The organism is Ruegeria discodermiae (assembly GCF_030758345.1).
GTDB lineage: Bacteria > Pseudomonadota > Alphaproteobacteria > Rhodobacterales > Rhodobacteraceae > Ruegeria_C.
On the sequence record NZ_JAVAMO010000009.1, the window covers coordinates 70,593 to 94,427 of the forward strand.

The window sequence follows — 23,835 nt, forward strand, 5'->3', positions numbered from 1 at the left end:
GGCCGGCGTATGGGCAGGATCGAGTTTGAGCCATGGGAACCCGAAGAAACCATCGGGAAACTGTGGCACAGTCTTGCCAGCCGTCTGGATGCGCCACTTGCGCATGACGAGGCCGCGGTCGACCTCTCTGAGGTTGCCGGACGGCTGGCCGTTTTGTTTCGCGGGCTTGGCGGCGGCGCGAGCGTAGAGCTGCGCCCGGTCTCGCCCGAGGTCTCGCGCCACCGGTTGGGTTGGCGGCGACAGCTTGGTACTGAAGCCGAAGCGCTGCCGCGCGCCAGTTTCGATGGTGAGGTGTTGCGCCTGCCGGACCGGCTGGCGGTCTATCCGGTGCGCGAGGCCAACGCCGCGCTTTATATCTGGCTGGCCGCCGCCTCGGCTCATGCCGGGACGCAGATCGACGAGCCGGACCCGCTGCGCGCGGATTTGGGCGCTCTGGAGGAAGCTCAGCAAATGGTGAGCCGGACCCTGGAAAATGCCCCAGGCCTGCGCCCGCTCTATGAAGAGCTGTGCAAGGGGCTGCTGCATCAGCGCATAGTGCCAAACCTGCCGCCCGCCGAGGCGGCGGTGGAAGAGGTGATCTGCCACATGCTGGGCGATCCAAGCCCGCTTTCAGAACAGGCAAGGCGTTTGCAAGCGCCTTCAATCGGTTTTGAACCCGATATCAGCGCCCCGCGCGGCTATCAGCCCTTTCGCCCGGTGCCACTCTGGCCTGAATTGCGACCAGTGACATTCTCGGATGCGCATGAGGTGGAAAACCGCGACACCGAGGGACCGCCGGAAGAGTCCGGAGAGAAGACCCATCGCGCGCGGCGGCGCAAATCCGATCAGGCGGCCCGAAGCGACAGTTTCATCCTGCACAAGTTTGAGGCGATCCTCAGCTGGACCGAGTTCCTCAACCTCAACCGCCGGGTGGATGATGACGATCCTGACAACGCCAGGAAAGCCGCAGACGATCAGGATGAGATCGGGCTGGGCCAGATTTCCAAGGCGCCGCCGACGCGGCTGAAGCTGCATCTCGACCTCGCGCCCGAGGATGTGGACCGCGAGCGATTGTCGGGCCGCGTGCTCTATCCCGAATGGGATGTACGTTCGGGCCAGTATCTTCCAGATCATGTGAACGTTCTGACCTCGGAGGCCGAAATTTGGGAGGAGGCGGACATCTTTGGTCAGGACCCCACCACCGCCCGCCGCATCCGCGCGGTCAAGCGCCAGTTCGAAGCGCTGCGTCCGGGGCGGGTGATGACACGGGGCCATCTGGACGGCGATCAGATGGATCTGGACGCCGCAGTGCGGGCCGAATCCGATCGCGTTGTCAGCGGTCAGGGCAACGATCGCATCTGGATGCAGTCACGCCCCGAGGCGCGCGATCTGGCGGTGTCGATCCTGCTGGATGTCAGCCGCTCGACTGAAAGCGCGGTGTCGGGGCGGGCTGTCATTGATGTTGAGCGCGAAGCGCTGGCGGCCCTAGCCTGGGGTCTGGATGCCTGTGGGGACGATTTTGCGATCCACGCGTTTTCATCACTCAAGCGCGAGCGTGTCTATGTTCAGCGCTGCAAAGGGTTTGACGAGGCGATGGGACCAAGGGTGGAACAACGCATCGCTTCGCTGCGTCCCGGCTTTTACACCCGCCTCGGCGCGGCGATCCGCCATGCCTCTGCCGATCTGGCAGAGCAGAGCCGCAAACGCCGGCTGCTGCTGGTCATCACCGACGGCAAACCCAACGATCTGGACCATTACGAGGGCCGCCACGGGATCGAGGATACCGCCATGGCGGTGCGCGAGGCGCGCCGCTCAGGGCAGTCGGTTTTTGGGGTAACCGTCGACAAAACCGGCAAGAGCTGGTTCCCGCGCATGTTCGGGCAGGGCGGCTTTGCGGTCAGTCCCGATCCGGCGCGTCTGACACTGGCCCTGCCGCAGATCTACCGGCAATTGGTGGGTGCCTGAGCTAGCCCTTGTGCCAGCTATCGGCGCGATCAGTTTCAGCATATTCGCGCAGCGCTTCGATATCGGCAATCTCGGCATGGTTACGGCTGACGCGCACACCCGCGGTTTTCAGCCGGGAAAAGGCGCGCGACAGGCTTTCGGGCTTCATGCCCAGACGCCCGGCGATCAGCATCTTGTCATAGGGCAGCGTGACCTCGCAACTGCCCGCCTCTCCCGGGCAGAGTGTCAGCAGGAACTCGGCCACCCGTTGCGCCCCGGTTTGCGCCTTGAGCTGTTCAAGTTGCGACACCAGCCCGTGAAGATGGCTGAAGGTTGCCGCCAGGATGGAAATCCCGATCTCAGGGTCCTTGCGCATCAGCGAGATCAGCACGTTTGCAGGAATATGCATCACTTCGCAGGGGGACACGGCCTCGGCCGAGACAGGATAGGGCAGGTTGTGCAGGGCAACGGCCTCTCCAAAGCTCTCGCCCTTGGTAAAGACGCTGACTACCGCCTCTGCCCCGGTCGGCGAAACGCGATACAGTTTGACCCAGCCGTCCAGCACCACATGGATCGCATGCGCGTTCTCTTCCTGCAGGAACAGGGTCTCGCCCCGATCATAGCTGCGCCACAGCGCATGGCTCAGCACATGCTCGACATGTTGTTCCGGCAGCGACCGCACCAGCAGCGATTTGCGGGCCACGAGTTTATGGGCGTCATGCGTCACGTCTGGCACCTTTGCTGGAGCAGAAGCCAATAAGCCCCGAGCAATCACGCCGGTTGCCTGATTTGTCAACTGCATCCATCGCTCGAATCTGCGCCCACATGACCGAAGTCAAGAAGTGTGCGCCTGGATCAGCGTAGGACTCGCGCGTCACAATACCGAACCGGGCTCATGATCCACGTCGCCTCCATCCCTCTCAGCACAGCTCCGGGCCGCAGGCTCAACAGCGCATTTGCGCTGCTTGGTATCGCGCTGTTTGTTCTGCAATTGCTCGCCCCCTCGCTGGTGCGCGCCGGGGGTGGTGAGTGGATTGAGATCTGTTCGGATGGTGCGGCGGTCTGGATACAGATCGACGAAGACGGAGAAGAGCGAGAAAGCGAGCCCTGTCCGAAATGTCAGAATTGCATGCTATGCGCCGTCGGATCTTTTGCCCCATTGGCCACTGTTCCGGGTGTTAGCCTGACGCCGGCCCCCGCAAGCGCCCGGCTTTCCGTCCCGGCGCAATGCGAACACCACAATCCGGCGCAATTCTGGCCCGATAACCGCGGCCCCCCGCTGGAGAGCCAAAATCATATGATCCGTGCCCTGCGCGTGGTTCTGGACTTCACTCCCGTGACCGGAGGTGCGCGATGGTCCTAAACCGCGCAATCTGCTTCCTTCTGGCGTTCCTGCTGTCCTGCCTTGTCGCGCTAAGCGCCCAGGCCGACAGCCTGGCCAGCTTTCTGCCTGACATAGACCCTGCCGAGCTTGCACCGGGTGCCGAGGCCTTTGGCCCGGTGCGCGCGGACGTCGCGGTCGCCCCTGTGCTGCGCGATGGTGAGACCGTGGCCTGGGCGTTCCTGACCTCTGATTTTGTCGGCACCACCGGCTATTCCGGCAAACCCATCCATGTGGTCGCCGCGATTGACGAGGATGCGGTACTGACCGGTGTGGAACTGGTCAAACATTCCGAACCCATCGTGCTGATCGGTATCCCAAATGCGCGCATGGTCGAACTGACCGAAGGTTATGCCGGGCTGGATCTAAAACGCGAGGCCGAGACCGGCGGTGAGGGGCATGACCTCGACATCATTTCGGGCGCGACCGTCACGATCATGGTGATTGATGACAGCCTTGTCCGAGGCGGTATCAAGGTGGCGCGGGCGCTGGGTCTGGGCGGGTTGTCACCGGTGCAGCCCGATGGGCCGCAGCGCGAGATTGACATGGCGCAGGACGCCGTCTCGGACTGGACCATCTTGTCCGGTGACGGCTCGATCCGGCGGCTGACGCTGGATATCGGCCAGATCAACGCGGCCTTTGAAGCCACGGGCGACGCGCGCGCGATCAAACGACCGGAGCCGGGCGCGCCCGACGATACCTATATCGACATGCATCTGGCGCTGGTCTCGGTGCCATTGATCGGGAAATCGCTGCTGGGTGAGGCCGAATACCAGAACCTGACCGCGTGGTTGCAACCCGGTGAGCATGCCATTCTGGTGCTGGGGCGCGGGGCCTATAGCTACAAGGGCTCGGGCTATGTGCGCGGCGGGATTTTCGACCGTATTCAGCTGATCCAGGGCGACCACTCAGTGCGCTTCTTTGACAAGCAACAGCAACGGCTGGGCGAGGTTGCCGCCCCCGATGCCCCCAGCTTCACGGAGCTGGATATCTTCAAAATCCCGGTTGAGGCCGAATTCGACCCCGCCGCCCCCTTCCGGCTGCAATTGCTGGCGCAACGGGCCGTGGGCGCAGTTGAAAAGACCTTTCTGACCTTCGATCTGGGCTACAGGTTGCCCGAGCAATACCTGTTGCCCGTCGCCGCCCCGGTGGTGATCGATGATGCCAGTGACGAGGCCGCCGCCAAGGCCGCGCTCTGGCAGCGGATCTGGAAGGACCGGCAGGTTGAGATTGCGGCCCTGGGCGGCATGCTGCTGCTGCTGACGGCGGCCTTCTTCTTTCAGTTTCATGTTACGGCCAATGCGCAGGTGTTTTACTGGTTCCGCATCGCCTTTCTGACCGCAACGCTGTTCTTCGTGGGCTGGTACGCCAATGCTCAGCTGAGCGTGGTCAACCTGATGGCGCTGGCGGGCAGCCTGCGCACCGGATTCACCTGGGACGCCTTTCTGCTTGACCCGCTGGTCTTCATCCAATGGTTCGCCGTCGCCGCCGCGCTGCTGTTTTGGGGCCGGGGGGCCTATTGCGGCTGGCTCTGCCCGTTTGGCGCGCTGCAGGAGTTGACCAACAAGATCGCGCGGGCCTGCCGCGTGCCGCAATGGACGCTGCCCTGGGGTCTGAACGAACGCCTCTGGCCGCTGAAATACATGATCTTTCTCGGGCTCTTTGGCCTCAGCATGGTGTCGATCCCGCTGGCAGAGAAATATGCTGAGGTCGAGCCGTTCAAAACCGCGATCATCCTGAAATTCATGCGCGACTGGCCATTCGTGGTCTTTGCCCTGTCGCTGCTCTTCGTCGGTTTTTTCATCGAACGGTTCTATTGCCGCTATCTCTGCGCGCTTGGGGCGGCGTTGGCCATTCCCGCGCGTGTGCGCATGTTCGACTGGCTCAAGCGCTACAAGGAGTGCGGCACGCCCTGTCAGACCTGCGCCAACGAGTGTCCGGTTCAGGCGATCCATCCCACCGGTGAGATCAATCCGAACGAATGCGTCACCTGCCTGCATTGTCAGGTGCTCTACCAGTCCGAGACAAAATGCCCGGTGGTGATCCGCCAGCTCAAACGCCGCGCCAAGGTGGGTGCGGTCGAGTTGAACGTGCCGTTGGGCCAACCACCGGCGAACCACCCGAACGCCAAACCAAAAACTGCTTCCTGAAAGGGGGAATGACGATGTCGGATCAAGACAAAAAACTGAGCATCACGCGCCGTGGCCTGATGGGGGCCACCGCAACCGGGGCGGCCCTGGCCGCAACCGGGCTTGGCACCACGATGATGACTGCGCGCGAAGCAAGTGCCGCCGCCAAGGTCAATCTGGAGCCCGGCGAGTTGGATGAGTATTACGGTTTCTGGTCCTCGGGTCAGACCGGCGAGCTGCGCATCCTTGGCGTGCCCTCGATGCGCGAGCTGATGCGGGTGCCGGTGTTCAACCGCTGCTCGGCCACCGGCTGGGGGCAGACCAATGAGTCGCTGAAAGTTATGACCGAGGGGCTGTTGCCCGAAACCAAGGAGTATCTGGCCGCAAACGGCAAGGTAACCTACGACAATGGTGATCTGCACCACCCGCACATGTCCTTCACCGACGGCACCTATGACGGGCGTTACCTGTTCATGAACGACAAGGCCAACACCCGTGTGGCCCGCGTGCGCTGCGACGTGATGAAATGCGACAAGATCATCGAGATTCCCAACGCCATGGATATTCATGGGCTGCGCCCGCAGAAATACCCACGCACCGGCTATGTCTTTGCCAATGGCGAACATGAGGCACCGTTGGTCAATGACGGTTCGGTTCTGGATGATCCGTCGCAATACGTAAACATCTTCACCGCCATTGACGGTGACACGATGGAGGTCGCCTGGCAGGTGATCGTTTCGGGCAACCTCGACAACACCGATTGCGATTATCAGGGCAAATACGCGTTTTCGACCTCGTACAACTCGGAAATGGGCATGAACCTAGCCGAGATGACCGAGAACGAGCTGGACCATGTGGTGGTCTTCAACATCAAGGCCATCGAAGAGGCGATCGCTGCCGGAAACTTCCAGGAGCTGAATGGAGCTAAGGTGGTTGATGGGCGCAAAGAGGCCAACAGCCAGTTCACCCGCTATGTGCCGATCCCCAACAGTCCGCATGGCGTGAACGCCGCACCTGACAAGAAACACATCATGATCAACGGCAAGCTGTCTCCGACAGTGTCTGTGATAGATGTGGAAAAGGTCGAAGCGCTTTTTGGTGACAATGCCGAGCCGCGCTCCTGCATCGTGGCCGAGCCTCAACTGGGCCTTGGCCCGCTTCATACCGCCTTTGACGGCAATGGGCATGCCTTCACCACGCTCTTCCTCGACAGTCAGGTGGTGAAATGGGACATCGCCAAGGCGATCGAGGCTTATGCCGGGGCGGATGTGGACCCAATCCTGGACAAGGTGGATGTGCAGTACCAGCCGGGCCACAACTCGACCTCAATGGGCGAGACCGCTGATGCGGATGGCAAGTGGCTGATTTCGATGAACAAGTTCTCGAAGGACCGGTTCCTGAATGTCGGTCCGCTCAAGCCCGAGAACGAGCAGTTGATCGACATTTCCGGCGACAAGATGAAGGTGGTCCATGACGGCCCGACCTTCGCCGAGCCGCATGATTCCATTATCGTGCGCCGGGATATCGTGAACCCGGTCAATGTCTGGGACCGCAACGATCCAATGTGGGAAGACGCGCGCCAACAGGCCGCCGCCGATGGTGTCGATCTGGACTACGGTGCCGAAGAACCGATCCGGGACGGCAACAAGGTACGGGTCTACATGACCTCGGTCGCGCCGGTATTCAGCATGGAGCAGTTCACTGTCAAACAGGGTGATGAAGTAACCGTCTTTGTCACCAATCTTGATGACGTGGATGACGTGACCCACGGCTTCTGCATGGCGAACTTTGGGGTTGCGATGGAGGTTGGCCCGCAGGCCACAGCCTCTGTCACCTTCGTTGCCGACCGTCCGGGCGTGCACTGGTTCTACTGCCAGTGGTTCTGCCACGCGCTGCACATGGAAATGCGCGGCCGGATGTTCGTTGAGCCGCGGAGCGCTTGAGGAATGCGTTGGTCCCTGCTCATACCACTGCTGCTCGGCACGCCCCTTTGGGCGGCGGATTGGGATGTGCCCAACCGAGCGGGGGCCATCAACGAGATACTGACGCAGGCGGCGGATGGGGACACCCTCCGCCTGAGCCCCGGTGTTTACACCGAACAACTGGTGCTGGACCGGCCCGTCACAATCGACGGGCTGGGACAGGCCACAATCGACGGGCAAGGCGCGGGCAGTGTCATCACCGTCACCGGGCCGGGTGTGACTATACGGGGGCTGAGGGTGATCGGCTCCGGCTCGGACCACGAGGGAATTGATAGCGGCATCAAGCTGACCAAGACCGCGACCGCGCCGCAGGTCCTGAACAATGTGCTGATCGGCAATCTCTACGGGGTGGATATCCACGGGGCAAAAGACAGCCTTGTGAAAGGCAACCGGATCGAGGGTCGACAGGACCGCCGCATGAACGCGCGCGGCAATGGTGTCTATGTCTGGAGCGCGCCGGGTGCGGTGGTGGAAGACAATGACATTCAATATGGTCGCGACGGGATTTTCGTGAACTCCTCGAAGAAAAACGCATTCCGAAACAACCTGTTCCGCGATCTGCGCTTTGCGGTGCATTACATGTATGCCGACAATTCCGAGGTCTCGGCCAATGTCTCGATCGGCAACGATCTGGGCTATGCTGTGATGTTCACCAAGCGGGTGCGCGTCACCGACAATGTCTCGATCAATGACCGCGAACACGGGGTCATGCTGAACTATGCAAATCAGAGCGTGATCTCGGGCAATGTGGTGGTGGGCGCGCAGGAGAAATGCACCTTTCTCTACAATGCCAACAAGAACGAGTTCACCGATAACTGGTTCGAAGGCTGCGGCATTGGCATCCATTTCACTGCCGGGTCCGACCGCAACCGAATTGTCGGCAACGCCTTTGTCGGCAACCGCACGCAGGTCAAATATGTCTCGACCAAATGGGTCGAATGGTCCGAAGAGGGTCGTGGCAATTACTGGTCCGATTTCGCCGCTTATGACGTGGATGGTGACGGCATCGCTGATGCGCCTTACCGGCCCAATGACAGCATGGACCATGTGTTGTGGACCCAGCCTTCGGCCAAGCTGCTGCTGGGCTCGCCTGCCGTGCAGCTGGTGCGCTGGTCGCAATCGGCCTTCCCGGCGCTGCTGCCCGGCGGCGTGATGGACAGCCATCCGCTGATGATCGCCCCGAAACCCCCGGCAATCAAAAAGGTGCCGCATGAGTGACAAGGTCCTGACAATCCACCGTGTCAGCAAGACGCGCGGCAAGCTTCGGGTGCTGGATGACGTCGATCTGAGCCTATCGCCCGGAGAGCGCGTGGCGTTGTTGGGCCATAATGGCGCGGGTAAATCCACACTGATCAAGTGTATTCTTGGGCTGACGCGGTTCCAGAGTGGTGCGATCCATGTGGGGGCCGCACAGCCCGGCAGCGCTGCTGCGCGTCGCGACACGGCCTATCTGCCTGAGGCGGTCTCGTTCCATCCGGCTTTGACCGGGCGTGAGCAACTGACCCTTTTTGCCCAGCTCTCCGGCACTGCGGCGGATGTGCCCCTCCTGTTGGAGCGCGTGGGGCTGGCCGATGCGATGGATCGCCGGATCGGTGCTTATTCCAAAGGGATGCGGCAGCGTCTGGGGTTGGCGCAGGTTCTGCTGGGGCGGCCAAAGCTGGCGCTGCTGGACGAGCCGACCAGCGGGCTTGACCCGATCTCGCGCCAGGATCTTTATGCCATCATTGATGAGCTGGCAGGGCAAGGCACAGCGGTTCTGATTGCCAGTCACGCGCTGACCGAGGTCGAGGCCCGCACTGATCGGATTGCGATCCTGCGCAAGGGCGAGATGGTGGCCGATGACACGCTGGCCAACCTGTCGGATCTGGCGGGGCTGCCGATCCGGTTGCGCGTCCGCGCCCGCGAGAACCCCGAGGCGCTGGCCGCGCATCTGGGGGGCAACCGGGTCAACGGGGCCTCGATCGAGTTGCTCTGTTCGCCCGCCGACAAGATGCAGGCGCTGCGCCGCATCGCTGCAATGGGAGAAGCGGTAGTTGATTTGGAAATGACACCCCCCCGGCTAGAGGACCTCTACCGGCATTACGCCAAGGAGGCTTTGCAATGACACGTTTTCTGGCTGTGACCCGGGCCGAGTTGCTGATCCTGCGCCGCAATCGCTGGCTGCTGGTGGCGACGCTGATCATGGTTCTGTTTGCGCTGGCCCTGACGTTTGCGGGCAGCGCGCCAACCGGTACTCTTGGCGTTGATATGCTGACCGTCTCGGTCGCGTCGATGACCACGCTGTCTGTCTATCTTGCGCCCTTGCTGGCGCTGATGATAGCTTTCGATGCGATTGCAGGCGACGTGGATCGTGGCAGCCTGGCATTGCTGCTGTCTTATCCGGCGGGCCGTGGCGAGATATTGCTGGGCAAATTCACCGCCCATCTTGCGGCACTGGCATTTGCCATGACCGTAGGCTTCGGCACCGCCGGGGCGCTGGCCGCATGGCTTGGTGGGGCCGGGCCCGATAGCCACATGGCGTTGGCCCGCCTGATCCTCACCTCGATCCTGCTGGGCGCTGTGTTCCTGGCGCTGGGATATCTGCTGTCTGCGGTTGCCGGGGGAAGCACTGCTGCGGCGGGTATGTCGGCCGGGCTCTGGTTGATCTTCGTCGTCCTATACGACCTCGGCCTTTTGGGGGCCGTGGTCATGGATCAAAGCGGGACCTTCACTCGGTCCGTTTTTCCGTGGATGATGGTGGCCAACCCGGCCGACGCCTTTCGTCTTTGGAACATCGCTGCAACCGAGGGCGTCGCCATGGCTAGTGGTATGACAGGCGCTGCGCAGGCACTGCCCGCCTGGGCCGCGCCCGCCTCGTTGCTGCTATGGCCGCTATTGGCTCTGCTGCTGGCCCGCGCGGCGTTCCAGAGGGTTGAGCCATGAGGCATCTGATCCTGATCGCGCTGGTGGCTCTTGCAGGCTGCAAGGAAGATGAAGCTGCCGCACCCCCGCCACCCGCCGATCTGACCGAAACCGCGCTGAGCTATTTCTGTCAGATGCATATTGCCGACCATGGCGGTCCCAAGGGGCAGGTCCATCTCAAGGGCCACGAACAACCGCTGTTTTTCGCACAGGTGCGCGACATGGTGGCCTATCTGAAAAGCCCCGAACGTGAGGCCGAGATTACCGGTGCCTATGTCAGTGACATGGCAATGGCGCTGAGTTGGGAGGTGCCGGGGGCGGGCAACTGGATACCGGCCGATACGGCGATATATGTCGTTGGCGCGGGTGTCGCGGGCGGCATGGGCGCGCCAGAGATCGTGCCGTTTGGTGACGTGGAAGACGCGCAGGGCTTCATCGCCACCTATGGCGGTGGGGCGGTATCGCTCAAGGATATTCCGGATGAGGCGGCCCTTGGCCCGGTCGATCTGGATCAGGAGTTGGAGACCCCGGCATGACCTGCCTGACCCGCCGCCGCTTCCTGAGCATTTCCGCCAGCGCCGCCGCGTTCCCCGCTTTTGCAGGGTCTAGGCCATCGGCCCATTGGCGCGGCGTTGCGCTCGGCGCGCCTGCAAGCATGCGTTTGGAGGGGCTTTCGCAAGCCGAAGCTGACCCGCTCTTCGCCGAGGTGGAGCGCGAGTTGTTGCGGCTGGAGAACATCTTCAGCCTCTATCGCCCGAATTCGGAAATCAGCCGCCTGAACGATGCCGGGCGGCTGGACAACCCGTCGGTGGAATTGCTTGAGGTCCTCAGCCTGTCGGCCTCACTGCATCACGCCAGCAACGGGCTCTTTGATCCTACGATTCAGCCGCTTTGGCTGGCGCGCGCCAAAGGTCATTCGACGGAAGCCCCCGTGGGATGGTCAAATCTGCGTTTTGATGCGGATCGGATTACATTCAAAAAGCCGGGTATGGCGTTGACTTTGAACGGCATTGCGCAAGGTTTGATCACAGATCGCATCCATGGGCTGCTTCAAGCGCGCGGCCTGTGCAACCTGCTGATCGACATGGGCGAGATCGTTGCCGGTGGCCGCCGTGGCGACCTGACCCCCTGGCGTGTCGGAATAGCCGATCCTGAAGGCTCGCTGCGGCAACGGGTTCAGTTGAGTGATCGCGCATTGGCCACCTCGGCCACCAGCGGCACCGTGTTGGATGAGGCCGCTGCGCAGGGCCATATCCTGCGCCCGGATGGGCGGCGCGTCGCAGATCAGTTGGTCTCTGTCTCTGCCCCGCGTGCGGTGATCGCAGATGGCCTGTCCACCGCACTCTGCCTCTGTGATCAGGGTGAGCGCGACGCGCTCCTGCGGAACTTCCCCGAGGCCAAGCTGGAGGCGGCGATCACTCTTTGACGGGTGGTTCTGCCTCATCGATCAGGGAGCGCACCCATCGTCCGGCCAGCAATGCGGCGGGCACCCCTAGGGGTACAGCCCAGAGGATCGAGGTGAAGGGATCGAGCGCCTGCCACCCCAGCATAATTCCGATCAGGCTCGCCATGAACAGATTGATGGCCACGGCTGCCATCGCAAACGGATAGAGCAGCAACGCCAGTTCCCAAACCGGCCAGCGCCCATCTTCAGTGGCTGGTGCCTTCCGAGAAGGTGATCTTGTTCCAGACATTGTATTTCCCCGAAGGTTTGCGCATTGGCAGGCGGCGGAGTTCTTCCAGCGTTTGCGCGTCATAGACGATAACGGCGCCCTCATCCTCCCAAACCGAAACAAGGGCATGTTTGCCGTCGCGGGTGAACTCCGCATGGGCCACGGTGGCACCCGGTACCGGTCGCAGGGTGCGCACGATCTCAAGGCTTTGCTTGTCGATCACATGCATCGCGTCCTTACTGGGACCAAAGAAGACATCGGCCCAGAAATAGGGCGTGTTCTCATGGCTGCGCAGGAAGAAACCCGGCCCCTCGGTGGGGATCGTGGTGATCCGCTGCCAGCTTTCGGTGTCGATGATCGACAGTTTGCCTTCTTTCAGATGGGGCGTCGCCATCACCCGTTTGCCATCGCGCGTCCAACTGATACCAGAGCCGAGATGCGGCATACCCTGCAGCGGCAGTTCCGCAATCTCGCGGCCCACATTCAGATTGACGACCACGCCCCGGACCCCGTCCCGCGCCGCGCCGATCAGGTTGCGGTAATCATCGTCGAAAAAGAAATCATCCAGCGGTTCGCTCACCTCGATCCGGCGGCGGGCGAACAGGCCCTGGCTGGAGGGTATGCCCTCGATCATGCCTTTCTCGCGCGAATGCACGAAGCCTTCATAGACCGGCTCGGCATTTGGATCGGTGGCCACTTCCCAGATCTCTGGGGCGTCTTTCAGCGCAAGGATGAAACTCTGCCGCTGCGGGGCCTGATAGACCGCCGAAACGCGCGATGGCGTGCCATCCTTGGCCACAACATCCATGACGCGCGCCACCGACAGGTCCTCGGTCGAGAGCAGCGTCAGGCACATCGGCAGGTAATTCGAGACGGCCAGCCATTTGCCATCATGGCTCATGGCGATGTTGCGGCTATTGAGGCCCGCGCGCACCCGGCCGACCTCAGCCAGTGACCACAGATCGTATTTCTGCACCCAGCCATCGCGCGACATGATGAACACATAGCGCCCGTCGGGGCTGAATTTCGGCCCGCCATGCACGGCAAAAGGCGTTGCGAAGCGGTCGAGCACCTCAAACGTATCACCATCCAGAACCGAGACGTGATGATCGCCGGTTTCCACCACCAGCGTGATATTCATCGGGTCGCTGTTCCAGACTGGCGCGGATACCGGGGCATAATCCGGCACCAGATCGCGGCTCGCCATGATCTCGGCCTCGCTCCAAGGCGGGATTTCGGCCAGGGGTTCCTTGAGATAGGCGGTCAGCGCCTCGACTGAGATGGCATCAAGCGCATCGCCAAATGCCGGCATCTGGGTCGCGGCACGCCCGTCGCGGATCACGGCGGCCACTTTCGGGCCCCGCATCCGCCGCAGAGTTTCCGGGATCAGAGCAGGGCCCAGCCCGCCCAACCGGTCCGCGCCATGGCACGAGGCGCAGCGCTCCGCATAAATCTCAGACGGGTCAGCCTGTGCCGCGCCCTCTATCGTCAGCAAAATCCCCGCCAAGACAAGTGCCATGGGGCGCAGCCAGGCCTGTCTCTTGGACGGGGTGGGCAGATCAAAAGAACTGATGCGCCGGATCATGGCGTTTCCCCCTAAACGGTTTGACCGCTAGCCGCTCGGTGCTGGTCACCCCGATCTCGGCATCGCTCAGGTAGCAGGCCGGATCCTCGGCCCAGGGATCGCCGGTCAGTTGCAAGGCGCGAATGCGGGTGTTGCCGCCGCAGACATCACGCAGCGTGCAGGACCCGCAGCGGCCTTTCAGCGGGCGCGGACGGGTGCGCAGCATGGCAAGCATCGGGTCCTCGCCGGTCCAGAGTTCGGAAAACGGCGCGGTTTTGACATTGCCAATGGTGTAGTCGGACCAATACGTGTCGGGATGCACGCGGCCCAGATTGTCGATATTGGCGACCCCCAGTCCGGAAGAATTGCCGCCCCAGGCGGCCAGATGTTCGCGCAGATGCGCAACGCGATCCGCATCGAAATTGCGCGCGACCCATTGCAGGAAATACCCGGCATCGGCGTCGTTGTTGCCGGTCACGATATCTAACGGCGCATCTTCGGCCACCGCCACCCAGGCTCGGTCCAGCAGCAGATCCAGCGCATGACGGGTCCGCCTGTGGGCGGCATCTTCGCCCCGATGTTTGTCGCCGCGCCCGGCATAGACCAGATGGCTCAGATAGAACTTATCGACCCCTTCATCGTCACAGAGCTTTAACAGGTCGGGCAGGTGGTGATGCGTGCCTTCGGTCAGGCAGAAGCGCAGACCCACCTTGATGCCGCGCTTTTTGCATTCGCGCACGCCGCGCAGGGCGTCGGAAAATGCGCCCTCGACGCCCCGGAACCAGTCATTGGTGGCCCCGATCCCGTCCAGCGAGATGCCGACATAGTCGAACCCGATCTCTGCAATCCGGTCCGCCGCCTCGCCATGGATTTTCGTGCCGTTGGTGGACAGGGCCAGCATCCGGACCAGTTGCCGTGCGCGGGTTGCGATCTGGAACAGGTCCTTGCGATCCAACGGTTCGCCACCTGACAAGATCAGAGCAGGGATTTTGAAACGGCCCAAATCCTCCAACGTGTCCATCGCCTGCTGATGGCTCAACTCTCCGGGGAAATTCACATCCGCCGAAACAGTATAGCAATGGCGACATTTCAGGTTGCAGCGGCGGGTGAGGTTCCAGATCACCACCGGTTTGACCGGTCCCGATCCGCGTTTTGCGCGCACCGAGCTTGGATCGATCAACTGGCGCATATATTCGGTCAGGCGGAACATATCAGGTGCTTTCCTTCAGACGCAGGCCGGTCTTTTTCAGAATGCGGGTGGAATAAAGGATGTCACTGGTCCGGCAGGCATCGCCAAGGATCGCCGCGATCTGCGCGCGTTTTTCGGACACCTCGTCACGGGTCGCCCCGTGCACCATGGCAAACAGGTTGTAAGGCCAGTCCGGCAGGGCGCGCGGGCGCTCATAGCAATGGGTGACAAAAGGTAGCGCGCCGATCTGCGCGCCAAGCACCGTGATGCGGGTATCCTCGACATCCCAGACAGTCATGCCATTGGCAACCATCCCCAGCATGTAGTGGTTGGGCGCGGCGGCGATCCGGCGGATCACGCCGCTGGCTTTCAGCGCGGCGAGCCGGTCGATCAGCGTGGCCTCGTCCATCTCAAGCCGCGCGGCGACCTCGGCAAAAGGGGTAGGAACCAGGGGCAACCCGCCTTGCAGCGCTTCAATGATCTGTCGATCCATAACGGTGATGCTCATGCCGCCACCCGAAAGCCGATGAAGAATTCTTGCAGTTTTGGGAACCGGAGAACGGTCAACCCGGTTTCCTGCTCGATCGCATCCGCTGTGGCCCCGATCCCCTCGGGCGTTTCGGTGGCCAGCACGAACCACATGTTCAGGTGATGCGTGCGCTCATAATTATGTGCGACCTCAGGGTGCGCATTGACCTTGATCAGGACGGAGTCGAACCTCTCCTCCGGTACCGCCATCGCGCAGAGGCAAAACGCCCCGCCCATAGCAGTTGCATCAAAGAACGGGCCGAACCGGGTGATCATGCGGTCCTGTTTCAAGCGGGTCAGGCGCGCCAGCAGATCAGCCTCGGTCAGCCCCAACTCGGCGGCAACCTCAGCATAGGGATTCGCGACCAGAGGCAGGTCGTCCTGGAGGTGGTTCAGGATGTGGCGGTCGGTGTCGTCCAGCGGTGTCATGCTGCGGCCTCCTTTAGTTTGATCAGCGCGCCGGTCTGTTTGAAACACCGGGTCGAGAACAGCACTTTGTGCGCGACACCCCTCAACACCGGCAGGGCGGCGGCGCGCGCCAGAACCGCACGCGCCTCGGGGCGGGACCGGGCGTGGATCATGGAATAGAGGCTGTAGGGCCAGACCTCATGCACTGGGCGGCGCTCATAACACAGCGTCACGCCCGGAACCCCGGCCAAGGCTGGTCCGGCTTTGTCCATGCGGCCCTCGGGTACCTGCCAGACAACCATTGCGTTCGAGGTCCACCCCAGCGCCCGGTGGCGCACGATCACACCCAGGCGAGAGAGTATGCCTGCATCACACAGCGCGATAATCCTGCCCATGATCTCATCCGCATCCCGGCCAAGACTGGCAGCCAGATCATGGTAAGGCTGCGCGGTCAGGGGCAGGCCGCTGCTGAGCCTTTGCAGTAGGACCCGATCGCCCGGTTGCAAGGCTCGCAGATCAATCCGGCGGGCGGTTGGCACCGCCCGGTCCTCCGAGGCCATGCGGAAGCCCAGATCGATATTGAAAGGTCGCAGAAGCGGCAGGTCCAGCACCCTTAGCCCGGTCGCATGGGAAATGCGATCCAGCGTGGCCTGCACATGGATCTGGTCCGGGCCCGTTGCGACAAACCACAGGTTCCAGTGATCCTCGCGCAGATAGTTGTGGTTGACCCCCGGTTCCGCGTCGATGCAGGCCGCGACTTCTTCAATCCTGTGTTCCGGGGTCGCGATGGTCGCCAGTGTGCTGGCCGAGATGGTACCGGGCGCTACTGTGCCGCCCACACGCGTGATCCGCCCGCCAGCTTGCATGTGACGCAACCGGGCGATCACATCGCCCTCGGGCAGGCCGAGCGGCTGGGCAATCTCGGCAAAGGGGCGGGCGGTGACCGGAAAGCCGCGCTGCCAGTTGTCCAGAAGCTGCCGGTCGACGGGATCGGTGACATGCTGGATCATTTACAACCCCGTCTTATGCGCGCGGGCGGTAAAGAAGATGCCCGAGGGGCTTTTGGCTTCGATCTCGCGCAGCTTTTCAAAGCTTTGCGTGTCATAGACCATCACCACGTTGGCATCCCGCACGCTGATCCAGACCTCATGGCCGCGCGGCGTGAATTCCATGTGCAGAACGGCAGGGCCGGGTTTGAACTCGCGGATCACTTGTTTGCTGAGCGTATCGATTACCTGAATCGTATCGTTCAGAGGATGGGCGAAATTGACCCAGACGTGCCGCCCATCAGGTCGCGCCATGGCAAAGACCGGCTGACCATGGGTCGGCGTGCGCGCGGTTTCCTTGAGTGTTTCGGCGTCGATCCACAGAACTTCGTGGTGACCGACTGCCGGTAGGACGAATTCCGAACCTGTATCCGCCCAGCCTTCCAGATGCGGCATCTTGTAGACCGGCATCTCTTGCTGGCCACGCCCATAGCCTGGTAGCACGCGGATCGGCTGCGGGTCGTCGGACCAGAGATCCAGCGCGGTCAGCCCATCCTCGCCAAACAGCCCGGTGATGTAAGTGCGCCCATTGGCGGTGATCAGCGCGTCATAAGGGTTGCGGCCCATGTCGGGGATCTTGCTGATCCGGGGCTCGGCGCTCGCAAAATCGGCGATCCAGGTCTGGCCGCTGTCCCACCCGGTGAAGACAAAGCGGCGGCCCGGTGCGTCAACCAAACCGATGGTTTTGCCACCGGTGGGGATGTCGGCCACCATCTGCAGCGTGTCAGCGTCAAAGACACGCACGCCGCCGGGCTCGTAGTTGGATACGGCCACCAGCTGCCCGTCATCCGAGATCGCGCCGCCAATGGCATTGCCCGACTGCAGCACGCGGCCTGCGATCTGGCGGGTGACGATATCGAGCTTGGTCAGACCACCATCGCGGCCAAAGATATAGGCAAAGCGCTGGTCAGGAGAGTAGACCAGCGAGGCATGGCTGAGATCGCCCAACCCCTTGATCCTCGCCAGCGCGGCGCGCTCGGATTGATCAATGAGCAGGACCGACCCGGTCGCGCGTTCGATCACCAGCCCCAGATCGCCGGTGGCGGTGGGTTCGGCTTCGGCGATTGTGGCCAGACAGGTGGCGATCAGAGCAAATGCGAACTGCTTCATTGCACGGGCTCCAGCAGGTAACGGGCGACCCATTCGGCCTCTTCCTCGCTCATCAGGGGGCGCCAGCCGGGCATCGCGGTGTCGGGGATGCCGTCCAGAATGACCCCCTTCAGAACGCCCAGATCATAATGCTGCAGGTTCTGCGCCCGCAGGTCGGGCCCCAGCCCGCCTTTCAACGTCAGCCCGTGGCAAGATCCGCAATCCTGATGCACCAGACGCTTCAAGGCGCCGGGATCGATGGTTTCCGCCGCAAAGGCTGACGTTGCCACCAAAGCGCAGGTGACCAGCAGGGCGCGCGTGAGGCGGCCAATCCGGGATATGCGCGCCAGATCAGCCATGAGCTTTCACCGGATCGATCAGCTCAGCAATTGCGCGATCGGCGCAAAGGGAAATCACTTTGCCGATGATGAACAGAGTCGGGGCCTGGAACGCGTGGTCGCGCACATCCGCCGCAATTTGATCAAGGCGCGAGACGAGCCTGCGCTCGTCCGGCGTGGTGGCGCGGCTGACGGCAAGGATAGGGGTCGAGCCGGGCAGGTTTTCGGTCATCAGACCCATCGCGATCTGACCGATATTTGCCACGCCCATGTAGATGACCAATGTGGTGTCGGGATCGGCTAGGCGTTTCCAGTCGAGATCGAGCACTTTGTCGGCCTGCCTGTGGCCGGTCACATATTGAACCGAGGTCGCCAACCCGCGATGGGTCAGCGGCACGCCGGTAACACAGCTTGCGCCCTGTGCGGCGGTGATGCCGGGCGCATATTCAACCTCGATGCCATGTTTGATGAGATACGCGGCCTCCTCCGAGCCGCGCCCGAAGATCATGGGGTCGCCCCCCTTGAGCCGTGCGACCGTGTGCCCCTTGCGGGCCTCAGCCACCAGAATGTCGTTGATCCGGTCCTGCGGAACCGGATGGCATTTGGGAGATTTGCCGACCGGGATCATCCGGCAGCCGGGCTGCACCATGCCCAGAATTTCGCGGCTGACCAGCTTGTCGTAGACCACCACATCCGCTGCCTCTATCATTCTGAGCGCCCTGAGTGTGATCAACTCGGGATCACCTGGTCCGGCACCGATCAGACAGACTTTTCCGGGCTGGGTCATGGCGGGCTCCATGTGATGGGACGACTGCTGGCGCGGGTGATGGTCGGGCGGGCCCAAAGGAACGCGAAATGGCCCGCCCGATGGGCTGCTTAGTAGACGTCAGCCCGTGTGTTATAGACGTTGAACTTGCCGGTCGGCGTCACAAGGCGCTCGTCCTTGATCACTTGTTTCAGCTCAAGCGTCTTGTCGTCGATCACCACTATGGCGCTGGTCAGGTCCTTGGCATTCCAGACCGAGAACCAGATCTCGTTGCCTTCCTGGTTGAACTCACCCTGCACCACGCGGGGCTGCCCGTCGGTGATCCCGGCCCATTCCACGATCGGCAGAACAGTGTATTCCGGCTCTTCCTGAGTCAGTTCGTCAATCTTGAAGACCGCGATTGAGCCGGTGATATCGGCATCCGGGTTCAGCGGCGCATCGACGTAGAGGTGGTTCGATGTCGGGTGCGATTTCACAAAGAGCGACCCGCCGCCCATGCTGTAGAGCGTCTGCACCACTGTCCAGGCCTGATCCGGGTGGCCTTCTGGGTCGGTGCCGATCAGGGCCACGGTTTCATCCCCCAGATGCGAGGTTGCCCAGACCGGCCCATGGGTGGGGTGCATGATATTGGCACCACGGCCCGGATGCGGGGTCTCGCCGCCGGTCTCGATCAGCGCGGTCAGCTTGCTGTCCTTGGTGTCGACCACGGCGACCTTGCCACGGGCGTTGGCGGCGACGAGGAAGTATCGCTTGGTGCTGTCCAGCCCGCCATCATGCAAGAAGCGTTCGGCTTCGATCTCGGTCACTTTCAGGTTCTTGATGTCCGAGTAATCGACCATCAGGATCTTGCCGGTTTCCTTCACATTGACGATGAATTCCGGCTTGTAATGCGAGCTGAGGATCGAGGCCACGCGCGGTTCAGGGTGATATTCCTGATCGTCATAGACCATGCCGCGGGTCGATTTGATCTTGAGCGGCTCCAGCGTGTCGCCATCCATGATCACGTATTGCGGCGGCCAGTAAGACCCGGCGATGGCGTATTTGTCCTCGAACCCTTCGAATTTCGAGGTCTCGACCGAGCGTGCCTCGGAACCGACCTTGATTTCAGCCACGGTGGCGGGTTCTTCCATCCACAGGTCGATCATGTTGACCTTGGCATCGCGCCCGATCACGAACAGATAGCGGCCTGATGCGGAAATCCGGCTGATATGCACGGCATAGCCGGTGTCGATCACGGCCTTGATCTCATAAGACGATCCATCAATCAGCGCGATCTGGCCTGCGTCACGGAGTGTGACGGAGAAGAGATTGTCGATATTGATATCGTTCATTTTCTCGTTCGGACGATCCTCGGGCGGTATGACCAGCTTCCAGCTGTCGCGCATCTCGGCCATGCCAAATTCCGGCGGCGAGGCTGGTTCCAGCAGGATGTAGCGCGCCATCAGGTCGATCTGCTCTTCACTCAACTCCCCCGAAGTGCCCCAGTTCGGCATCCCGGCGGGCGAGCCATAGGTGATGAAATCGCGCAGATACTCGAACCCGTTCTCGCGAGTCAGATCGGTGGTCAGCGCCTTGCCGGTTGCACCCTTGCGCAGCACGCCGTGACACCCGGCGCAGCGTTCGAAATAGATCTTGTTACCGATGTCATATTCTTCCTGGGTCATCACCGGGTCGCCCTCCTTGCGGCCGGGGATTTCCAGGTTCAACTGTCCAAGGGTGGTCATGCTGGGTTGATAAGATGCCGAGGCATCATCGCCATGATCTTGCTCTTGCGCACAAACCATGGGGGCGGCCAGACCCAGCGCCAAAGACGCGCTGGTCAGAAGCAATGTTCTGCGAATGGCTGTGGTCGTTCTCATAACGGTATCTCCGTCGGTGGCTGGTGAGGCCCCCCGAGTCTGTCAGCCGCGCAGGCCCATTGCCTTGACTTAAGTTAAGGGCGCAGGAGGAGGGGCAGGCTAGGTGTTGTCGAATGACGAGCGAGCAGATCTGCGCAGCCCCATGCCAGCGTGGACAGGAGTTGACAAATGGGTGTCGCGAACCGCCTGTTTTCCGAAGGGTTTCGGGTGTTTTTTCTGGCGGCGGGGCTTTATGCCGTCATTACCGGACTGGTCTGGGAGTTGTTCTTGAGCGGGATCGGCCCCGGTCCGGAATTCGGACCGCCGCCGGTCATGTGGCACGCACATGAGATGATCTTCGGCTATGCCAGCGCCGCGATCGGCGGCTTCTTTCTGACCGCCGTACCCAGTTGGACCAACACAGAAGGTGCGCGTCAGGGCTTTATCGCGCTGGCGGCCGGGTCGTGGCTGGCGGGGCGTCTGGCCGTCTGGTACGCCTCTGCTTTGCCGCCCCTGCTGGTCGCGGTGGTTGATCTGGCTTTTGTTCCGGTTCTCGCGCTGAAAATCCTCACCCAATTGCTGAAGCGCCCAAAACCGCAGAACGTGATGTTCCTGTTGTTTCTTGTCTATCTCTGGGTCGCCAACCTGCTGGTGCATCTGGAATGGATGGGTCTTGCCGATGATACCGCCGCGTTGGGTCTGCGCGGCGGGTTGATGACGCTTTGCGCGCTGATCGCGGTGCTTGGTGGGCGCGTCACCCCCGCTTTTACCCGCAACGCGATGAAACGGGCCGGTGTGCCTGAAGCCGACTGGCCGCGCAGTTCCAAGCTAGTCGAGCGTGTGTCGCTTATGCTGGCCCTTGCCCTGCCGGTTCTGACGATGGCAACCGCCCCGGATTGGCTGATCGGCGCGGCGGCGCTGCTGTTTGGTATTGTGCAGGTAGTGCGCATGGCGCGCTGGGGTGGGGTCTGGTGTCTGACCCAGCCTATTCTGCTTGCGTTGCATCTGGGGATGGCAATGCTGGCGCTTGGCATGATCCTGACAGGGCTGGCCGGTTTCGGGATCGGAAATGAGCTGGCAGGGCTGCACGTTCTGGGGATCGGTTGCGTTGGTGGCATGACTCTGGCGGTGATGAGCCGCGCCGCGCTTGGACATAGCGGGCGCGCCTTGATTGCGCCTCGCCCAATGGCGCTGGGATATATCCTGATCCTCCTGGCGGCGATCCTGCGATGGGCGGGCACCGAGTTGGACATGTTCTACCTGCCTGCGCTTCTCACGACAGGGGGCTTGTGGATCGCTGCGTTCGGCTTGTTTCTCTTTGCGCTCTGGCCCGCCTTGACCGGGCCGCGCCAGACGTCCCCGGCGGGATAGATTAGCGCAGTTTACCAACGACGTTCGCAGCCCGATAGCGTGCTGTTGTCGCAAGCACCGCGCTCAATCGGCTGGAATATCGCAGTTCCATCTGGGTAAGGCGCTTAGGCTGCTTGCCTCTTGCTCTGCTTCTGAAGGCGCAGCAACAGCAGCACGGCGATGATGGCCATATAGATCAGAGGTTCGATCTGAAATCCCTTGACCAGCATCACGTAGTGCAGCCCGCCCAGAACAACCCCGACATAAACCAGCCGATGCAGGGAGCGCCATTTGGGTCCCAGACGGCGCACCGAAAAATCGTTGGAGGTCAGGGCCAGCGGCAACAGCAACAGAAAACCGGCCATGCCGACGGTGATGTAGGGACGTTTCACGATATCGGCCCAGATCTGTTGCGGAACCTGAACGTCGAGCACGAGCCAGACCAGAAGATGCAAGGTCACATAGAAAAACGCCAGAACGCCGATCGCCCGGCGGAATTTTATCAGGTTCAAACCCAGATAGCGGCGCAGCGGCGTCACTGCTAGCCCGAGGATCAGCAATTGCAGCGCTGCCTCGCCCAGCTTGTGTTCCAGCGCGCTGATCGGCTCCACGCCTAACCGGCCTGTGGCCCCCATCCACAGCCAGACGACCGGAGGCAGCACGCCAGCCAGATACACCGCCCAGACAGGCAGCTTTCTGAGATATGGATTGAACCGATCAAGCACGTCAGTAATTCTTAGCCAAATCCATGCCTTCGTAAAGGCTGGCCACTTTATCCTCATAGCCGTTGAACATCAGCGTGGGCTGCCTTTTGGAGAACAGCCCGCCACCGATCCGCCGTTCGCTGGCCTGTGACCATCTTGGGTGATCCACGGTCGGGTTCACATTGCTGTAGAACCCGTATTCGCGCGGGGCGAGCTGGTTCCAGCTTGTCGGCGGCTCTTCCTCGGTCAGCGTGATGCGGACGATGGACTTGATCGACTTGAAACCGTATTTCCACGGCACGACCAGCCGCAGAGGCGCGCCGTTCTGGTTTGGCATCGGTTTACCATAGATTCCGGTCGCCATGATCGTCAGCGGGTGCATCGCCTCGTCCAGGCGCAGGCCCTCGCGGTAGGGCCAGTCGATCGTGCGATAGGCGGTGCCGGGCATTTCGGATGGGCGGTAAAGGGTTTCAAAGGCCACATATTTCGCACCGTCTTGAACGCCTGCCATAGCCAAAAGATCGGCCAGTTCAAAGCCGTTCCAGGGCACGATCATCGACCACGCCTCGACACAGCGGAACCGATAGAGACGCTCTTCGATTGTCATCTCGGACATGATATCCTGAAAGCTGTACTCGCCCGGTTTGTCGACCAGACCGTCGATCTTGACGCTCCAGGGTTCGGTTTTCATCAGATGGGCGTATCTGGCCGGATCTTCCTTGCCGGTGCCAAATTCGTAAAAATTGTTGTAGGTGGTAATCTCTTCCCAGCTATTGGGTTCCAGCGTCTCGGCTGACAGAGGGCCCGCCGCTGCGGCAAGGCCTGCGCCCGCAAGACCCGCGATTACCTGACGCCGGTTCAGATAGGTCTGCTCGGGCGTCACATCCGCGTGAGTGAGGTCATTCTTCCAGCGATGCGCCATTCTTGTCTCCGTACCCAATCCATTCCTGTCACATAGCTTTAGGGCTCCATGGTTTAAAGAAAACTGTTCTCACGATTGAGCGACGGAATTGTAACGCTTCGGCC

The 23,835-nt window shown here is 61.7% G+C and carries 23 protein-coding genes; 10 read left to right on the forward strand and 13 right to left on the reverse strand.

The genetic code is table 11. The features are described from left to right. Positions 1-9 precede the first annotated feature (9 nt). On the forward strand, positions 10-1,944 hold the full coding sequence (locus Q5Y75_RS17985) for a nitric oxide reductase activation protein NorD (protein WP_306200078.1): 1,935 nt from the start codon (positions 10-12) through the stop codon (positions 1,942-1,944). 1 nt (position 1,945) lies between these two features. On the opposite strand, the gene Q5Y75_RS17990 is transcribed toward Q5Y75_RS17985, so the two are convergent. Beyond that, positions 1,946-2,650 (reverse strand): Crp/Fnr family transcriptional regulator, encoded by a 705-nt coding sequence (locus Q5Y75_RS17990; RefSeq protein ID WP_306200080.1) that lies wholly within the window; start codon positions 2,648-2,650, stop codon positions 1,946-1,948. A gap of 168 nt (positions 2,651-2,818) precedes the next feature. Here Q5Y75_RS17990 and Q5Y75_RS17995 point away from each other — a divergent pair, with 168 nt between their 5' ends. The 8 genes from Q5Y75_RS17995 to Q5Y75_RS18030 are packed head-to-tail and all read left to right on the forward strand — an operon-like array spanning position 2,819 to position 11,742. Beyond that, on the forward strand, positions 2,819-3,286 hold the full coding sequence (locus Q5Y75_RS17995) for a DUF2946 family protein (RefSeq protein ID WP_306200083.1): 468 nt from the start codon (positions 2,819-2,821) through the stop codon (positions 3,284-3,286). Continuing rightward, a complete protein-coding gene (locus Q5Y75_RS18000; protein WP_306200086.1) occupies positions 3,277-5,454 on the forward strand; it encodes a NosR/NirI family protein in 2,178 nt (725 codons plus the stop codon). Before Q5Y75_RS17995 ends, Q5Y75_RS18000 begins: the two co-directional genes overlap by 10 nt. Positions 5,455-5,468: 14 nt before the next feature. Further along, entirely contained in the window at positions 5,469-7,376 is a 1,908-nt protein-coding gene (gene nosZ, locus Q5Y75_RS18005) for a TAT-dependent nitrous-oxide reductase (RefSeq protein ID WP_306200089.1), read from the forward strand. Positions 7,377-7,379: 3 nt separating this feature from the next. Continuing rightward, positions 7,380-8,633 (forward strand): nitrous oxide reductase family maturation protein NosD, encoded by a 1,254-nt coding sequence (locus tag Q5Y75_RS18010; RefSeq protein ID WP_306200092.1) that lies wholly within the window; start codon positions 7,380-7,382, stop codon positions 8,631-8,633. Beyond that, on the forward strand, positions 8,626-9,519 hold the full coding sequence (locus tag Q5Y75_RS18015) for an ABC transporter ATP-binding protein (protein WP_306200095.1): 894 nt from the start codon (positions 8,626-8,628) through the stop codon (positions 9,517-9,519). Before Q5Y75_RS18010 ends, Q5Y75_RS18015 begins: the two co-directional genes overlap by 8 nt. Then, positions 9,516-10,337: an ABC transporter permease gene (locus tag Q5Y75_RS18020; protein ID WP_306200098.1), complete on the forward strand. Its 822-nt coding sequence runs from the start codon at positions 9,516-9,518 to the stop codon at positions 10,335-10,337. The genes Q5Y75_RS18015 and Q5Y75_RS18020 overlap by 4 nt, the downstream gene beginning before the upstream one ends. Next, entirely contained in the window at positions 10,334-10,852 is a 519-nt protein-coding gene (locus tag Q5Y75_RS18025) for a nitrous oxide reductase accessory protein NosL (RefSeq protein ID WP_306200101.1), read from the forward strand. Before Q5Y75_RS18020 ends, Q5Y75_RS18025 begins: the two co-directional genes overlap by 4 nt. After that, positions 10,849-11,742 carry an FAD:protein FMN transferase gene (locus Q5Y75_RS18030; RefSeq protein WP_306200104.1) on the forward strand — a complete coding sequence of 298 codons (894 nt, stop codon included), beginning with the start codon at positions 10,849-10,851 and terminating at the stop codon, positions 11,740-11,742. Before Q5Y75_RS18025 ends, Q5Y75_RS18030 begins: the two co-directional genes overlap by 4 nt. Here Q5Y75_RS18030 and Q5Y75_RS18035 read toward each other — a convergent pair. The 10 genes from Q5Y75_RS18035 to Q5Y75_RS18080 form a co-directional block, all read right to left on the reverse strand. Next, positions 11,732-12,010 (reverse strand): hypothetical protein, encoded by a 279-nt coding sequence (locus Q5Y75_RS18035; RefSeq protein WP_306200106.1) that lies wholly within the window; start codon positions 12,008-12,010, stop codon positions 11,732-11,734. The two genes, Q5Y75_RS18030 and Q5Y75_RS18035, sit on opposite strands and share 11 nt — an antisense overlap. Then, positions 11,967-13,574 carry a cytochrome D1 domain-containing protein gene (locus Q5Y75_RS18040; RefSeq protein ID WP_371933286.1) on the reverse strand — a complete coding sequence of 536 codons (1,608 nt, stop codon included), beginning with the start codon at positions 13,572-13,574 and terminating at the stop codon, positions 11,967-11,969. The genes Q5Y75_RS18035 and Q5Y75_RS18040 overlap by 44 nt, the downstream gene beginning before the upstream one ends. After that, positions 13,549-14,763, reverse strand: a complete 1,215-nt coding sequence (gene nirJ, locus Q5Y75_RS18045) for a heme d1 biosynthesis radical SAM protein NirJ (RefSeq protein WP_306200109.1) — start codon at positions 14,761-14,763, stop codon at positions 13,549-13,551. The genes Q5Y75_RS18040 and nirJ overlap by 26 nt, the downstream gene beginning before the upstream one ends. Position 14,764: 1 nt before the next feature. Beyond that, positions 14,765-15,250, reverse strand: a complete 486-nt coding sequence (gene ahbB, locus Q5Y75_RS18050) for a siroheme decarboxylase subunit beta (RefSeq protein WP_306200112.1) — start codon at positions 15,248-15,250, stop codon at positions 14,765-14,767. Further along, on the reverse strand, positions 15,247-15,699 hold the full coding sequence (locus Q5Y75_RS18055; RefSeq protein WP_306200114.1) for an Lrp/AsnC family transcriptional regulator: 453 nt from the start codon (positions 15,697-15,699) through the stop codon (positions 15,247-15,249). The genes ahbB (Q5Y75_RS18050) and Q5Y75_RS18055 overlap by 4 nt, the downstream gene beginning before the upstream one ends. Further along, entirely contained in the window at positions 15,696-16,688 is a 993-nt protein-coding gene (gene ahbB, locus Q5Y75_RS18060; protein ID WP_306200116.1) for a siroheme decarboxylase subunit beta, read from the reverse strand. Before ahbB (Q5Y75_RS18060) ends, Q5Y75_RS18055 begins: the two co-directional genes overlap by 4 nt. Next, complete coding sequence (locus tag Q5Y75_RS18065) at positions 16,689-17,834, reverse strand: cytochrome D1 domain-containing protein (protein WP_306200119.1); 1,146 nt, start codon at positions 17,832-17,834, stop codon at positions 16,689-16,691. It abuts the gene before it with no gap. Next, complete coding sequence (locus tag Q5Y75_RS18070) at positions 17,831-18,172, reverse strand: c-type cytochrome (protein ID WP_306200122.1); 342 nt, start codon at positions 18,170-18,172, stop codon at positions 17,831-17,833. The genes Q5Y75_RS18065 and Q5Y75_RS18070 overlap by 4 nt, the downstream gene beginning before the upstream one ends. After that, entirely contained in the window at positions 18,165-18,938 is a 774-nt protein-coding gene (gene cobA / locus Q5Y75_RS18075; protein WP_306200125.1) for a uroporphyrinogen-III C-methyltransferase, read from the reverse strand. The genes Q5Y75_RS18070 and cobA overlap by 8 nt, the downstream gene beginning before the upstream one ends. Positions 18,939-19,027: 89 nt before the next feature. Continuing rightward, positions 19,028-20,776, reverse strand: a complete 1,749-nt coding sequence (locus tag Q5Y75_RS18080) for a nitrite reductase (RefSeq protein WP_306200128.1) — start codon at positions 20,774-20,776, stop codon at positions 19,028-19,030. Between the two features lie 168 nt (positions 20,777-20,944). Between Q5Y75_RS18080 and Q5Y75_RS18085 the strand changes: the two genes are divergently transcribed. Beyond that, entirely contained in the window at positions 20,945-22,126 is a 1,182-nt protein-coding gene (locus Q5Y75_RS18085) for an NnrS family protein (RefSeq protein ID WP_306200131.1), read from the forward strand. A gap of 104 nt (positions 22,127-22,230) precedes the next feature. Here Q5Y75_RS18085 and msrQ read toward each other — a convergent pair whose 3' ends face one another. Next, a complete protein-coding gene (gene msrQ, locus Q5Y75_RS18090; RefSeq protein WP_306200134.1) occupies positions 22,231-22,830 on the reverse strand; it encodes a protein-methionine-sulfoxide reductase heme-binding subunit MsrQ in 600 nt (199 codons plus the stop codon). A 1-nt stretch (position 22,831) separates the two neighbouring features. Continuing rightward, a complete protein-coding gene (msrP, locus tag Q5Y75_RS18095; RefSeq protein ID WP_306200138.1) occupies positions 22,832-23,731 on the reverse strand; it encodes a protein-methionine-sulfoxide reductase catalytic subunit MsrP in 900 nt (299 codons plus the stop codon). Positions 23,732-23,835: the final 104 nt, after the last annotated feature.